Source organism: Aureimonas glaciei, assembly GCF_014643375.1.
Taxonomy (GTDB): Bacteria; Pseudomonadota; Alphaproteobacteria; order Rhizobiales; family Rhizobiaceae; genus Plantimonas; species Plantimonas glaciei.
Genome location: NZ_BMJJ01000001.1, coordinates 799,374 through 814,535 on the forward strand (window position 1 = coordinate 799,374; position 15,162 = coordinate 814,535).

Sequence of the window (15,162 nt, forward strand, 5' to 3'; positions counted from 1 at the left end):
GCAAGGGTGCCGATCCCCGTTCTCGCTCGGCAAGATGCATGCGGGGTGCCAGGGATCAAGAGCCGGGTGCCCGAAACATCGGGTCCAGCTGCCGGATGGGCCGCGCGGCGGCGCGAGGTCCGCCGGCCCGACGCGCCGCAAAGACCGGGTTCGAGAGGGGGCCGGCTCGCCCGCCCGGGCCGGCTCAGTACTCGTTTTCGTAGAACACGCCGACCTCGCCGCCGCCGGTGGCCGTCACGGCGCCGCGGGCCTTCAGGCCCTTGCCGAGGTCGAGGTCGATCGACACCCGGCCGGTCGAATCCACGCCGACATAGGTGTTGTCGTTCAGATATTTGCCGACGCCGACGGCGGTCTGCCCGTCGGCATTGGTCTTGATGTCGAGATCATCGACGCCGAGCTGCGAGCGCAGATTGTCGAGAAGGCCGCTCGACCCGCCGACGCCGGCCAGCTGCGCGGCCGCTTCGGCGAGCTGGGCGATCTGCAGCGGCGAGAGGTTCGCCGTGCCCTGCTTGAAGATCAGCCGCGCCAGCACCTCGTCCTGCGGCAGCGCCGGCGTCGAGGAGAAGTTGAAGCTTGGATCGTTGGCCGGCCCGGTGACGGCGATCGTCACCGTCACGCCGCCCGAGTCGGAGGTGGCCACCAGATCCAGCGTCGGGATCAGGTCGCCGGTGAAGGTCAGCCGGCCACGCTCGAAGTCGAGCCGGTTGGACAGGATGATGAAGCGGCCACGCTGCAGTTCGAAGCCGCCGGTGACCGCGGGAGAGGAGGCGGGGCCGGTGATCTTCACCGAGCCGCCGAGCTCGATGTCGAGGCCGCGGCCGCGCACGAAGACGCGCGACGGGGCATTGAAGGTGAGATCGAGGGCGAGACCTGCCGAGGAGGCGCCCTTCGATCCCTTCGGCGCGATGGCGCGCTGCTGCCGGAGGACAGCCTCGGGGGCATCGCGGTGGCGCACGTCGATGCGGGCGAGCGAAGTCGGCAGGCGCTCGGGCACCAGCACGTTGATGGACGCGGCATTGATCGTGCCGGCGAGCAGCGGGCTTCCCGTCAACGGCCCGGTGAGGGTGAGATCGGCATTGAGGCGCGCGGCCAGGAGCTCGCCGTCATTGTAGCGACCCTCGGCGATCCGGACCGTGATGTCGGCGGGAAAACCGTTCGCCAGCCCGACCGTGCCGCTGACCGAGATCGTGCCGCCGGCGGCGAGCTGGGCCGAAAAGGACTGGATCGTCGCCGTCTGGCCCGTCAGCGCGATGGTGGTCGTGATGTCGTTGATCGCCAGATTGAGGCCGGTGTCGGTGAAGCTCGCGCCGGCGGTCGAGACCGTACCGTTGACGTTGGGCGCCGAGGCCGGACCGGTGACGGTGGCGTCCACCCGGACGGTGCCATCCACCGAGCGGCCGCCTTCGGCGAGGATGCGGTTGGCGATGGCGAGCGGCGCGGTGCCGTTCAAAGCGAGGTCGAGCTGTGGCGTGCCGGCGAGGCCGACCGAACCGCCCGCCGTGAAAGCGAGCCCGCTGCCGGCGAGATTGGCGTCGAGCGTCAGGTTCTGGTCGGCGAAGCGGCCATTGGCGGTGAGGTCGAGCGGGCCGACGCCGGCATCGCGCGTCTGCGCCAGCGAGAGGCCGGAGACGCGGAGATCGTAGGTCGCCGCCGGATTGCTGGCCGGGCCGGTGGCGCGGATGCTGCCGTTGATCGTGCCCTGCGGGTCGATGCCGGCTGCCGCGGCGCTGGCGAGCGAGGCGGGTAGGTCGGCGATGCCGACGGTGAGATCGAGCTCGTTCCCGGCGCTGCCGGCAACGGTGATCGTGCCGCCGCCGACGTCGACACGGGCCGTCTCGATGGCAAGCCGCGCATCGCGGTAGCTGCCCTTGGCGACGGCCGCGATGGCCGGTGCGCCGGCGGCGCGCGTCTGCGCCACCGACACGTCTGCCGCGCGGATATCGAAGACGGCATTGGGGCTGGTGAGCGAGCCTTCGGCCGAGGCCGTGCCGGACACCGTGCCCTGCGCGCCGAGATCGGGGACGAAGCCGTTGGCGAGGCCGACCGGCAGGCGATCCAGCGTGACGTCGAGGTCGAGCGTCTGACCGACCGTGCCGGTCGCGACCAGCGATCCCTCGCCGATCTCGGCGCGGGCGGTGTCGAGCGTGGCGGTGCCGCCGGCATAGCTGCCGGCCACCGCGAGATCGATTGGCGCGACGCCGGAGGCACGCACCGCTTCGGCGGTGATGCCGCTGCCTGTGAGGTTGAAGGTCGCGCGGGGATCGGCGATCGACCCTGTCGCCTCGGCCAAGCCGGACAGGGTGCCCGTTGCCTTAAGGTTCGGGACAAAGCCGTTGACGAGGCCGACGGGCAGCCGGTCGAGCGTCACGGACAGATCCAGCGCCTGTCCGACCGTGCCGGTCGCAGCAATCGAGCCGTCGCCGATCGCGGCGCGGGCGGTGTCGAGCGTCGCCGTGCCCTTCGCATAGGTGCCGGCGACGTCGAGATCGATCGGCGCGACGCCGGAGGCGCGCACCTGCTCGGCGGTGATCCCGCGGCCGGTGAGCTGGAACGTCGCCTGCGGATCGGCGAGCGATCCCGTGGCCTTGGCCGTGCCGGACAGCGTGCCGGCGGCCTTGAGGTCGGGGAGGTAGCCGTTGACGAGGCCGACGGGCAGGGCGTCGAGCACGACGTCGAGATCGAGCGCCTGGCCGACCGTGCCGCGCGCGGTCAGCGAGGCGTCGCCGATGTCGGCGCGAGCCGTTCCGATGGTGGCGGTGCCCTGGGCATAGCTGCCGTCGACGGCCAGTTCGATGGGTGCGATGCCGGCGTCGGCGACCTGACGTGCCGTGATGCCGGTGCCGCGAAGCGTGAAGGTCGCCTGGGGGTCGGCGAGCGAGCCCGTCGCCTTGGCGTTGCCGGAGAGCGCGCCGGTGGCGTCGAGGCCGGGCACGAAGCCGTTGACGAGGCCGACGGGGATTTCGCTCAGCACGACGTCGAGGTTCATCGCGTCGCCCACGGTGCCGGTGGCCGTGAGGCTGCCGTCGCCGACAAGGACGCGCGCGGTCTCGATCGTCGCGGTGCGATCGGCGACGCTGCCGGCAAGGTCGAGGCTGAGCGGCGCGATGCCGGACGCCTTGATCTGCTCGGCGGTGATGCCGGTGCCGGCGAAGTTGAAGGTCGCCTGCGGATCGGACAGCGTGCCCGTCGCCTTGGCCGTGCCGGAGAGCGTGCCCTCGGCCTTGAGGTCCGGCAGATAGCCGTTGACGAGGCCGACCGGGAGGGCGTTCATCGCGACGTCGAGGGCGAGCGTCTCGCCGACCGTGCCGGTGGCCGTCAGCGAGGCCGCACCGATATTGGCGACGCCCGTCTCGAGCCGTGCGGTGCCGTCGGCAAAGCTGCCGGCGAGCCGCAGCTCGACCGTGGGGATGCCGCCGGCGGCGATCGCCTCGGTGGTGATGCCCGAGCCGGTGATGTCGAAGACGGCTTGCGGCTGCGTCGGGGTTCCCGTCGCCGTCACCGTTCCGTCGAGGGTGCCGGTGGCGTTGAGGCCGGGCACGAAGCCGTTGGCGAGCGCCACGGGGAGGGCCGTCATCGCGACCCTGAGATCGAGCGCCTCGCCGACGCTGCCGGTGGCCTCCAGCGAGGCGTCGCCGAGCGTCGCGCGCGCGGTGCCGAGCGTCAGCGTCTTCCCGGCAAAGCTGCCGTCGAGGGTGAGGGCGATCGGCGGTACGCCGGCAGCGGCGACCTCCGCGGCGGTGATGTTCTGTCCGTCGAATTGGAACGTCGCTTCCGGCGCGGCGAGCGTGCCGGTGGCCCTGGCGGTGCCCGAGATCGTGCCGGCAGCGTCGATGCCGTCGACAAATCCGTTGGCCAGCGACACCGGGATGGCGTCGAAGATGACGGTGACGTCGAGCGTGTCGCCGGCGGTGCCGGTGGCGGAAATGCGCCCGTCGCCGAGCGAAATGTCGGCCGTGTCGAGCGCCAGCGCGCCGCCGGCATAGCGCCCGCCGACCACGGCCTGCACCGGGGCGATGCCGGCCGCGCGGGTGTGGCGCGTCTCGATGTCCCTTGCCCTAACGTCGAACTGGGCCTGCGGCTCGGCCGCGGCGCCCGTCACCGCCGCGCTGCCCGACACCGTGCCGGCGGCCTGGAGATCAGTGACGAAGGGATTGGCGACGGCGGCCGGGACATTCGTCATCTCGGCCTGGATGTCGAAGCTCGGGCCGACGGAACCGGTCAGCGCCAGCGTACCCTCGCCGACCGACAGGCTGAGGCCGTCGAGCGTCGTCACGCCGTCGGCGATCCGCACCGTGGCGCGCTGCTGCAGAGCGACGGCGGCGTTCTCGATCGCCGCCGTCAGCGTGTCGAGCGCCACCGAGGTTTCGGTCGGGGCGATCTTCGCCTGGCCGGAAAGCGCCACGGGCACGCCATTGGCGCGGGCCTTGGCGTCGACCTGGGTGACTTCGCCCTTTCGGGTGAGCAGGATCTCCGCCCCGTCCACGGTCGCGCCGCCGGCGACAATGGTGTCGGCGCGGATCGAGCCGTCCGGAAAGGGCTGGCCGAGATAGTCGGTGACGGTGAGGTCGATGGCGACGCCGGACAGCGTGTTGCCGGCGACCGCGAGCTCGCGCGAGGCGAGATCGACCTTGGCGACAGGAAATTCGTCGACGACCGACAGCGCGATCGTGCCGTCGAGATCGCCGCTCATCTGCTGCAGCGCCAGGGCGGCGAGCGGGCCGATATCGCCGACGTCGACGGTCAGCGTGCCGACCGGGGCGAGGGCCTCGCCCAGCGTCAGCTCGCCGGTGATGGCGTTGGCGCCCTGGCGGATGGCGAGATCGGAGATGCGCCGCTCGCCGGAGGGCAGGGTTTCCAGCCGGGCGGTGCCCGACAGCGGCTTTCCGTCGAGCGTGCCGGAAATGGCGACGGAACCGGCGGGCGCCGCCGAGGCGAAATCGCCGCGCGCCTCGACCTTGAGGTCGGCCAGCTCGCGGCCGTTGACCTTCAGCCCCTGGCTGGTCAGCGTCACGTCGACATCGGGCTTGTCGGAGGGGCCCGAAGCCGTCAGCGCGAAGTCGGCCTTGCCGGAAATCGCGGCATCCTCGCCGCTGGCGGCATCGATCGAGCCGGCGATGTCGGCGCTGATCTGGCCACCGGCAAGGCCGGCCCTGCCGGTGACGCTGAGGCTGGTGCCGGTGATGGCGAGGTTTTCGGCCGCCAGGGCGCCGGCGGCGTCCCGGGCAACGCGGCCGCCAACCTGCAGCCGGTCGCCGGCGAGCGGGACGAGCGCGGCCGACAGGGCCAGCGTGTCGAAGTCGCTCGACAGCGTCAGGTCGAAGGTCGAGAAATTCATCGCCGCCGTGCCGGTGATCGCGGCATTGGCGACCTCGGTGGCGATCCGGCTCTGGCTGAGGGTGATGCCGTCTTCGCCGAGCGCGCCATTGGCGGCAATCGTGACGGGTCCGGACAGGAAGCGTTTGGCCGTGCCGTCGGGCGCGGCGACGGAGGCGGCGGCGAGCTCGATCTGCAGCGGGCCGGCGAGGTCGGCGAGATCGAAGTCGGCCGAGACGGCATGCGCGGTGAGGTCGGTCGCGACATAGGCGCCGTAGCCGGCGGTCGGCAGCGTCGCCGTCAGGTCGACATTGGCGGCGGCGAGTGCGCCGGCGATCCTGCCCTTCAGCGAGGCGATGTCGATGATCGTCCGGCTGTCCTCGGCGCCGAACTGCAGCGGGATCGAGCCGCCGTCGCGGGAGGCGATGGCAAGGTCGAGCGCGGTCTGCGGGCCGGCGCGGTCGAGCGTGCCGGACACCGTCGCGGTAATCTGGCCGGAGGCGAGCTGCGCCCGGTCGATCGCCACCACGCCGTCGTCGCGCAGCACCGCCTGGACGTCGAGATTGGCGCCGCCCTCGGCATAGGCCTTGTAGGCCTCGGGCACGAAGCGTTCGGCAGCGACCTGCAGCGCGGCGCCGATGCGGCGGCCGCCGGCGACGTCGTCGACCTTGGCGGTGAGGGTCGCGGCCGGCTCGCCGTCGACGGTGAGCGCGCCATTGGCCATGAAGGCGCCGAGCGGGCCCGAGCCGTTGACGGTGAGCGCTACCGGCGGGGCGCCGGGCAGCTTCAGAAGCGTCGCGACGAGGCCGCCAGCGGGCTCGCTGGCATCGACCTTGATCTCCAGCCGGTTTTCCTCGGGAGCGAAGACGAGGGTTGCGGCGATGTCGCCGGGCTGGTCGAGGCGCTTCACGCCGATTGCGACGTCGAGCTTCGTCGGGTCGCTGTCGAGGACGAGCTTGCCGCTGGCCGAGAGCCGGGCCCGGACGCCGGCGATGGCCTCGCCCAGCACGAATTCGTTGATGGCGATCTTCTGGATATCGGCGGTGATGTTGGGCAGGCCCGACGAGGGCTTGGCATTGGGATCGGCCGGTGGGCTTTCCGGCAGACGTTCCAGGATGATCTGCCCGGCCGTCAGCGATTCCACCGCGACGCGCGAGCGGATCACCGCCAGCGGCGACCAGTCCATCGCGAGGTCGCGGGCGGTCAGGTACACGCCTTGGGCATCCGCGACGGTGACGCTCGAAATGCGCAGGTTCCCCGACAGCGCGCCGCTGAGGCCGTCGATCTTCACCTGCATCGTGTCGGTCGAGATCAGGCCCTCGATCTGCCGCGCCAGGAAATCCTGCGCCGCCGCGGGACGGGCGAGGGCGCCGAGGCCGGCGAGGACGACAAGCGCCATCATCACCGCGCGCACGAGTCCACCGGTGCGTGCGACGATCGGGCGGGTCGGAAAGAGGCCGAAATTCATGGTCAAAACGCCTGTCCGATGCCGGCATAGATCTGGTAGCTGGCATCGCGCGATCCCGGATCGAGCGGGATGCCGACGTCGACGCGGATCGGGCCGAAGCTCGTCAGATAGCGCGCGCCGACGCCGGCGCCGATCTTCAGGTCGCCGAAGTCCGGCACGAGGTCGTCGGAAACCGTGCCGGCATCGACAAAGGGCACGATCTGGATGTTCTCGGTGACCCCGATCCGCACCTCGGCGGAGGCTTCGAACAAAGTCAGGCCGCCGGTCGGCGTGTCGTTGAAGTTGGAATCGCCGCCCGGCCGGTCGAAATCGGGGAAGAACGGCCCGATCGTCTGGAACTGGTAGCCGCGCACCGAACCGCCGCCGCCGGCGTAGAAGCGCCGGTCGTTCGGAATGTCCTGGAGGTCGGCGCCGAAGATCGTGCCGTAGGCGACGCGCCCGGCAAGGACGAAGCGGTTGGACTCCGTCAGCGACAGATAGGTCGAGGCGTCGATCCGCGTCTTGACGAAGGGTTTGGCGTTCTCGAACTCGTAGGAGGGCTCGGCATAGAACTTGGCGAAGAGGCCCTCGGTCGGGTTCAATTTATCGTCGCGGCCGTCATAGGTGTAGGTGATCGGCACCGAGGCGATGAGATAGTTGGCATCGCCGAGATAGTCGGTGATCTCCTCGTACTCGCCGCGGATGCGCGCCTCGATCGTCTGTTCCTTCGTCAGCTTGTACTGCACGCCGCTGGTGGCCGCGATCGAGCGGCGGTCATAGGCCAGCGGATGCTCGGACGTCGCCTCGAGCGAGCCGACATAGACCGAGTCGGGACCCAGCACACCCGGCTTCTTGAACACCGCCGAGGCCTTGTAGTCGAACTCGTCGGTCTCGCGCACGGTGTCGCTGAGCGCGGTCGCGCCGATGCGCGATACCGAGGCGTCGAGCCTGAGGCTCTCGGCCCGGCCGAACAGATTGCGGTTCCCCCAGTAGCCGGAGACGCCGGCGCCCTCGGTGTTGGAATAGGTCGCGCCGACGCCGTAATAATTGAACTTGCGCTCGCCGACCTCGACCTGCACCGGCAGCGTACCGTCCGCCGCCTGGCCTTTTCCCTCCTTGACCGTGACACTGGAGAAGACGTCGAGGCCGAGCAGCCGTTCGCGGGCGAGCTTCAGGTCTTCGGGGCTGAACGTCTTGCCCGGCTCGATATCGGCCATGTAGGCGATGAAGCTGGGGTCGACGTCTTTGGCGCCCTCGACGAAGGTCGTGCCGAATGGGACGGGATCGCCGGGCGAGATGCCGAGCGTATAGTCGAGCCTACCGGTCTTGGAATCGGCGACGACGTCGCGCTGCGTCACCGCGACGAAGGGTCGGCCTTCATTGCGCAGCGCCTCGAGAAGTTTGGCCTCCTGGGCGAGAAGGCGCGTCGAGGCGGCGGACGAGCCGGAATCGAGGTCGAAAGTCGTCGGATCGACCGGAACGCCGTTGGCGGTGATGGCGACCGCGCCGAGGGTGAATTCCTGGCCGGGATCCACGGTGATGGTGACGGGAACCGGGCCGGCGCCGAACTCGGCATCGGGCGCAAGGTCGTCGATGTCGCGGCCTTCGATCAAAATGGTGACGACGCCGTCATAGCGCCCGTTCTCGTAGAGCGAGGCGACGAGCCGTTTGCGGTCGTTCTTGGCCTTGGACAGGAGGCCGAGCGAGCCGGAGACGGGCTGGTCCTCGTCGGAGACGAGGGTCGATGCCTTTCCGAGGTCCTCCTTGAGGTCCTCGATCTCCTCGGTGACGGCGAGCGTCACGCTGTAGTTCAGGGGATCGATGACGCCCTCGGCCGCCTTGTCCTTCTTGGAGAAGAACTCGAAGCCGAGGATTTCGAAGGCGCGGGCCGGCTGGGGCAGCAGGAGGAGGCAGGGTAGTGCGGCAAAAAGCCCGAAGCCGGTCCGTTGCAGGCGGGACCGGGCCTGCGCGACGGGGCGGCCTGATCTTCTCAGCAGGGCGAAAGGCTTGGGAGAAATCACACGCACCTCGACACTGCGCCCGCGGGACGCGCTTCCTCCATCACGGTGGGGCTCGAAGCCGCGCCGGGACATGTCGAGGCTAAAATGCGGATAAAACGTTAAATAACAACAGGTGACGCTTACCTCTGGCTGACCATCCCGTGATCGGGCCCATTCGGGTGGGAGTTTGTTGTCACGCGGTCACAGCGGCGCGCGGCTGAAAGACGCTGTCCGGACAGGTCGTTCGGCGGTCGTCACCCGGCCCGAACGCCCTGCGGCGGCGCTTCCCGGGGACCCAGCCATGATGGAATAATTCCAGAAAGCGCTTGCCGTCCGCGGCCGGTTGGGGGCAATCTCGCGCCGAGCCGGGGGCTTCCCCCGTGGACAGGGAGTGAGGCGGGCCGACGGCTTCAAGAGCGCGGCTCCGCCCGAAGGGGAGGATTTCCATGACCGAAGTTTCCATGACGGTGAACGGCCGCGCCATCACCGGCCAGGTCGAGGACCGGATGCTGCTGGTGCAGTTCCTGCGCGACCAGCTCGGCCTCACCGGCACCCATGTCGGCTGCGACACCTCGCAGTGCGGCGCCTGCGTGATCCACGTCGACGGTCATGCCGTGAAGTCCTGCACGCTGCTCGCCGTCCAGGCGTCCGGCAGCGAGATTCTGACCATCGAGGGCCTCGCCAACGGCCAGGAACTGCACCCGGTGCAGGCCGCCTTCCGCCAGCATCACGGCCTGCAGTGCGGCTTCTGCACGCCCGGCATGATCATGACGGCGGTCGACATGATCGCGCGTCATGACGGCAAGCTCGACGAGGCGACCGTGCGCGAGGAGCTCGACGGCAATATCTGCCGCTGCACCGGCTACCACAACATCGTCAAGGCGATCCTGTCCGCGGCCGAGACCATGGGCGGAACGCCGGAGCGGATCGCCGCCGAATAACAACAAGAACGGCGACGGCGAGGATTTTCAGGCCCGACGCGGCGCCACAGGGCGACCGGCGAGGGCGGCAACCGAAACTGGGAGGTTTTGACGATGGGCATTGAGGGTATCGGCGCGAGCGTTCTGCGCAAGGAAGACCGGCGGTTCATCACCGGCCGCGGCAAATATGTCGACGACATGCAGGTGCCGGGGATGAAGCACGCCGTGTTCGTGCGCTCGCCGCACGCGCATGCGACCTTCGGTGCCATCGACACATCCACCGTCAAGGCGATGCCCGGCGTCATCGACGTCCTCACCGGCACGCAGCTGCAGGCCGACGGCATCGGCAATCTGATCTGCGGCTGGGCGGTCAATTCCAAGGACGGCTCGCCGATGGCCATGGGCGCCTGGCCGGCGCTCGCCGTCGGCACCGTCCGCCATGTCGGCCAGGCCGTCGCCGTCGTCGTTGCCGAGACCAAGGCCGAGGCCCGCAACGCCGCCGAGGCGCTTGAGATCGACTATACCGAGCTGCCCGTCGTCGTCGACGCCGCCAAGGCCATCCTCGAGGGCGCGCCGCAGCTGCATCCGGAAGCCAAGGGCAATATCGTCTTCGACTGGGAGATCGGCGACAAGGCCGCCACCGACGCCGCCTTCGTCGGCGCCGCGCATGTGACGAAGCTCCATATCGTCAACAACCGGCTGATCCCCAACGCCATGGAGCCGCGGGCCGCGCTCGGCCATTACGAGGCGGCCGACGACCACTACACCTGCTGGACGACGTCGCAGAACCCGCATGTCGCGCGCCTGGTGATGAGCGCCTTCTACAATGTCGCGCCCGAGCACAAGCTGCGCGTCATCGCGCCCGATGTCGGCGGCGGCTTCGGCTCCAAGATCTACATCTACCCGGAAGAGATCGTCTGCCTCTGGGCCTCCAAGCGCACCGGCGTGCCGGTGAAGTGGACCAGCGAGCGCTCGGAAGCCTTCCTCACCGACGCGCATGGCCGCGACCACGTCACCGAGGTCGAGATGGCCTTCGATGCCGACCACAAGATCCTCGGCCTGAAGGTCGACACCATCGCCAATCTCGGCGCCTACATGTCGCTGTTCTCCTCGGCGACGCCGACCTATCTCTACGCGACGCTGCTGTCGGGCCAGTACGACATCAAGGCGATCCACGCCAATGTCCGGGCCGTCTACACCAACACCGTGCCGGTCGACGCCTATCGCGGCGCCGGGCGGCCGGAGGCGACCTATGTCATGGAGCGCACCATGGAGACGGCGGCGCGCGAGCTCGGCATCTCGCCGGCCGAGCTTCGCCGCAAGAACTTCATCCGTTCCTTCCCGCACCAGACGCCGGTCATCATGACCTATGACGCCGGCAATTTCGAAGCCTCGCTCGATGCCGGCATGGCGGAAGCCGATGTCGCCGGCTTCGAGGCGCGGCGGGCGGAGGCGAAGGGCCGCGGCAAGCTGCGCGGTCTCGGCATGAGCTGCTACATCGAGGCCTGCGGCATCGCGCCGTCGAAGGCGGTGGGCTCGCTCGGCGCCGGCGTCGGCCTGTGGGAATCGGCCGAGGTCCGCGTCAATCCGGTCGGCACGATCGAGATCCTCACCGGATCGCACAGCCATGGCCAGGGCCACGAGACGACCTTCGCCCAGCTCATCGCCGAGCGCTTCGGCCTGCCCATCGACAATGTCCAGGTGATCCACGGCGACACCGACAAGGTGCAGTTCGGCATGGGCACCTACGGCTCGCGCTCTGGCGCCGTCGGCATGTCGGCGATCGTCAAGGCGCTCGATAAGGTCGAGGCCAAGGCCAAAAAGATCGCCGCCCACCTCCTCGAGGCCGACGAGGGCGACATCGAGATCGTGAACGGCGAAGTGCGCGTGAAGGGCACCGACAAGAAGCTCGGCTGGCACGAGATCGCGCTCGGCGCCTATACCGGCCACAACCTGCCGGACGGCATGGAGCCGGGCCTGAAGGAAGGCGCCTTCTACGATCCGCAGAATTTTACCTTCCCCGCTGGCTGCTACATTTGCGAGGTCGAGGTGGACCCGGAGACGGGCGGCGTCGAGATCATCCAGTTCGTCGCCTCCGACGATTTCGGCCGCGTCATCAACCCGATGATCGTGCACGGCCAGGTGCATGGCGGGATCGCGCAGGGCATCGGCCAGGCGCTGCTCGAGGGCACCTCCTACGACGAGACCGGCCAGCTGGTGACGGCGTCCTACATGGATTACGCCATGCCGCGCGCGATCAACCTGCCGAACTTCAAGGTGTCGACCACCGAGACCCTGTCGCCCTCCAACCCGCTTGGCATGAAGGGCTGCGGCGAGGCCGGCGCCATCGGCTCGCCGCCGGCGGTGATCAACGCCATCACCGACGCCATCGGCAACAACGACCTGACCATGCCGGCGAGCCCCGAAAAGGTCTGGAAGGCGCTCAACGCCGTCGCCTGATCCGTACTGCGGGTGGCCATGGGGCCGCCCGTTTCCTCCGCCGTGCGGCTCCATCCCGAGGGGATGCCTGAGACCCGGCCCATCACGAAGGACGAACCGATGTACGAGACGAACTATCATCGCCCGACGACCCTCGCCGAAGCCTCCGCGCTCGTCGCCGGCGGCGGCGGCGAAGCGAAATTCCTGGCGGGCGGCATGACGCTGATCCCGACGATGAAGCAGCGCCTCGCCGCGCCGAGCGATCTCGTCGACCTGCGCCATGTCGCGGAGATGAAGGGCATGGCCGTGAACGGCCGCTCGATCCGCATCGGCGGCGGCACGACCCATGCCGAGATCGCCGCCAGCGAGGAAATCGGCGCGGTCTGCCCGGGCTTCCGGCATCTCGCCGGCCTGATCGGCGACCCGGCCGTGCGCCACATGGGCACGATCGGCGGATCGGTCGCCAACAACGATCCGGCCGCCGATTATCCCGCGGCGCTGCTGGCGCTCGGGGCGACCATCCACACCAACAACCGCGACATCGCGGCGAGCGAGTTCTTCGTCTCGATGTTCGAGACGGCCCTGGAAGAGAGCGAGATCGTCACCGGCGTTTCCTTCGAGGCGCCCGACCAGTGTGGCTACGAGAAATTCCGCAACCCGGCTTCGCGCTACGCCATGTGCGGCGTCTTCGTCTCGAAGCGCTCCGACGGCGCCAAGGTCGGCGTGACCGGCGCCAGCCAGGGCGGGGCCTATCTGTGGGAGGAGGCCGGGGCCGCCCTGTCCGGGCAGTTCGATGCCGCGGCGATCGACGGTCTTTCCGTCAGCGCCGACAACATGCTCTCCGACCTGCACGGCTCGGCCGCCTACCGCGCCAATCTCGTGAAGGTCGTCACCAAGCGCGCGGTCCGCAAGGCGCAGAGCCACTGAGGCAAAGCCTCGCCTGAGGCGAAGCGGCGTCGTCTGAAAACGAAAAAGGCTCGCCACGGGGCGAGCCTTTCGATGGGGCCGTCCCCCCGAACCGTCGCCGAGCGGCGGTCCGGGGCTAGGAGGCTCTAGAGCCGGCAGGGATGGGCGCGTCCATCATTGCCGATGAAGGTGTTCGAGCTGGCGTCGTAGGTGCGGTAGCGCGCATAGCAGGCCGCCGTGCGATCGTAGGGCGCGCGGTAGACCGGCGCCGGACGGCCGTATTCCACGGGTCCTTCGAGAATCTGGTAGCTGCCGCGGTCGGAGTAGCTCGGCCGGTCGGCCGCGATGGCACTGCCGATCAGGGCGCCGACGCCCAGGCCGATCGCGCCGGCCGCCAGCGCATCGCCACCGCCATGGTGACGATAGCCGCGGTGACGATAGTGGTCGCGGTAGCCGCCCCGGTAGTGCCCGCGATAGTGGCCGTGGCGGCCGTAATCGCGATAATAGCCATCGGCCGCAGCCGGTGCCGACGGCACGATCACGCCGGTTGCGAGAATGGCGACGGCGCTCAATGCTGCAAGAAACTTCTTCATGACACACCTCTGGGGCTCGAGTGGATCCGGTGCACAACCACCGTATCGTCGGAGCCCGCGACGATAGAGAAAAGAACCATAACGCCGGCTGGTGCCGCGTGTTCCGCGGACTGCGCCATTCGGCCTGGTGCAGATTTCGACCCGACTGTGCCAAAGCCCGGCTGAACGAACGATGAATGAACCGCGCGCCGCGCCGGGTCACTCGCCAGGCCGGCGTTTCGGCCGGTCAACAATCCGTGTCGCCCTCGCCAGAACAATGCATGAACGCTATGTCATGCCCATGGCAGTCATGAACATTCAGCAGAAACTGGCGATCCTCAGCGATGCGGCGAAATACGACGCATCCTGCGCCTCCAGCGGCACCACGCGGCGCGATTCCGCCAAGACGAAGGGCATCGGCTCGACGGAGGGCTCAGGCATCTGCCACGCCTATGCGCCCGACGGCCGCTGCATTTCGCTCCTGAAGATCCTGATGACGAACTTCTGCGTCTTCGACTGCGTCTACTGCGTCAACCGTTCCTCGTCGAACGTGCCGCGGGCCCGCTTCACGGTGGAGGAGGTCGTCGCCCTGACGATGAACTTCTACAAGCGCAATTACATCGAGGGCCTGTTCCTCTCCTCCGGCATCATCAAGAGCTCCGACCACACGATGGAGCAGATGGTCGAGATCGCCCGGCGGCTGCGCGTGCAGGAGAATTTTGCCGGCTACATCCACCTGAAGACGATTCCCGACGCCGCGCCGCGGCTGATCGAGCAGGCGGGCCTCTATGCCGACCGCCTGTCGATCAACATCGAGATGCCGACCGATCTTGGCCTCGAGGCGCTGGCGCCGGAAAAGGACGCGCGCGACATCCGCCTCGCCATGGCGCAGCTCCGGGCCAAGATCGAGGAGCACAAGGGCGAGCGCAGCGACAGGGCAAAGCCCGCGAAATTCTCGCCCGGCGGGCAGTCGACGCAGATGATCGTCGGCGCCGACGCCTCCGACGACAACGACATTTTGGCCCGCTCGGAGAACCTTTACGGCTCCTACCAGCTGAAGCGCGTCTACTACTCAGCCTTCTCGCCCATTCCGGACGCTTCCGCCCGCCTGCCGCTGCTGCGCCCGCCGCTGATGCGCGAGCACCGGCTCTACCAGGCCGACTGGCTGATGCGCTTCTACGGCTTCGACCGCGGCGAGATCGTTTCCGGCGGCGAGGACGGCATGCTGGATCTCGGCATCGACCCGAAACTCGCCTGGGCGCTGAAACACCGCGCGCGCTTTCCGGTCGACGTCAACCGCGCCGACCGCGAGATGCTGCTGCGCGTGCCCGGCCTCGGCACCAAAGCGGTGAAGCGCATCCTCTCCACCCGTCGTCACCGCACGCTCCGCTTGGACGACGTGGCCAAACTCTGCCAGTCGATCGCCAAGGCGCGGCCCTTCATCGAGACGCTGGACTGGACGCCGGGCGGGCTGACCGACAGCGCCGGGCTGCGCGCCGTGGTGGCGCCGAAGCCGAAGGCGGAACAGCTGTCGCTGTTTTGAGGTTAGGGTCAGCCACTTGTTT

Annotated in this window: 7 protein-coding genes; 4 read left to right on the forward strand and 3 right to left on the reverse strand. The window is 68.9% G+C overall.

Annotated features, from left to right (window positions below):
* Positions 1-184: 184 nt before the first annotated feature.
* Both IEX88_RS03670 and IEX88_RS03675 read right to left on the reverse strand, forming a co-directional pair.
* Positions 185-6,781: a translocation/assembly module TamB domain-containing protein gene (locus tag IEX88_RS03670; protein WP_244639822.1), complete on the reverse strand. Its 6,597-nt coding sequence runs from the start codon at positions 6,779-6,781 to the stop codon at positions 185-187.
* Positions 6,782-6,783: 2 nt separating this feature from the next.
* Positions 6,784-8,781, reverse strand: coding sequence for an autotransporter assembly complex protein TamA (locus IEX88_RS03675; RefSeq protein WP_244639789.1), 1,998 nt, complete (start codon positions 8,779-8,781; stop codon positions 6,784-6,786).
* A gap of 425 nt (positions 8,782-9,206) precedes the next feature.
* On the opposite strand from IEX88_RS03675, the gene IEX88_RS03680 reads away from it, so the two are divergent.
* The 3 genes from IEX88_RS03680 (at position 9,207) to IEX88_RS03690 (ending at position 13,046) form a co-directional block, all read left to right on the forward strand.
* A complete protein-coding gene (locus IEX88_RS03680) occupies positions 9,207-9,701 on the forward strand; it encodes a (2Fe-2S)-binding protein (protein ID WP_188849178.1) in 495 nt (164 codons plus the stop codon).
* Positions 9,702-9,794: 93 nt separating this feature from the next.
* A complete protein-coding gene (locus IEX88_RS03685) occupies positions 9,795-12,140 on the forward strand; it encodes a xanthine dehydrogenase family protein molybdopterin-binding subunit (protein WP_188849179.1) in 2,346 nt (781 codons plus the stop codon).
* 99 nt (positions 12,141-12,239) lie between these two features.
* On the forward strand, positions 12,240-13,046 hold the full coding sequence (locus IEX88_RS03690; protein WP_188849180.1) for an FAD binding domain-containing protein: 807 nt from the start codon (positions 12,240-12,242) through the stop codon (positions 13,044-13,046).
* A 125-nt stretch (positions 13,047-13,171) separates the two neighbouring features.
* Here IEX88_RS03690 and IEX88_RS03695 read toward each other — a convergent pair whose 3' ends face one another.
* Complete coding sequence (locus IEX88_RS03695) at positions 13,172-13,618, reverse strand: BA14K family protein (protein ID WP_188849181.1); 447 nt, start codon at positions 13,616-13,618, stop codon at positions 13,172-13,174.
* Between the two features lie 274 nt (positions 13,619-13,892).
* Here IEX88_RS03695 and IEX88_RS03700 point away from each other — a divergent pair, with 274 nt between their 5' ends.
* On the forward strand, positions 13,893-15,140 hold the full coding sequence (locus IEX88_RS03700) for a putative DNA modification/repair radical SAM protein (protein ID WP_373289540.1): 1,248 nt from the start codon (positions 13,893-13,895) through the stop codon (positions 15,138-15,140).
* The last annotated feature ends 22 nt before the right edge of the window (positions 15,141-15,162 follow it).

Coding starts and splice junctions, on each gene's coding strand:
- IEX88_RS03685 (WP_188849179.1), top strand. CDS start 9,795: ATGGGCATTGAGGGTATCGGCGCGAGCGTTCTGCGCAAGGAAGACCGG.
- IEX88_RS03690 (WP_188849180.1), top strand. CDS start 12,240: ATGTACGAGACGAACTATCATCGCCCGACGACCCTCGCCGAAGCCTCC.
- IEX88_RS03695 (WP_188849181.1), bottom strand. CDS start 13,618: ATGAAGAAGTTTCTTGCAGCATTGAGCGCCGTCGCCATTCTCGCAACC.
- IEX88_RS03670 (WP_244639822.1), bottom strand. CDS start 6,781: ATGAATTTCGGCCTCTTTCCGACCCGCCCGATCGTCGCACGCACCGGT.
- IEX88_RS03700 (WP_373289540.1), top strand. CDS start 13,893: ATGCCCATGGCAGTCATGAACATTCAGCAGAAACTGGCGATCCTCAGC.
- IEX88_RS03680 (WP_188849178.1), top strand. CDS start 9,207: ATGACCGAAGTTTCCATGACGGTGAACGGCCGCGCCATCACCGGCCAG.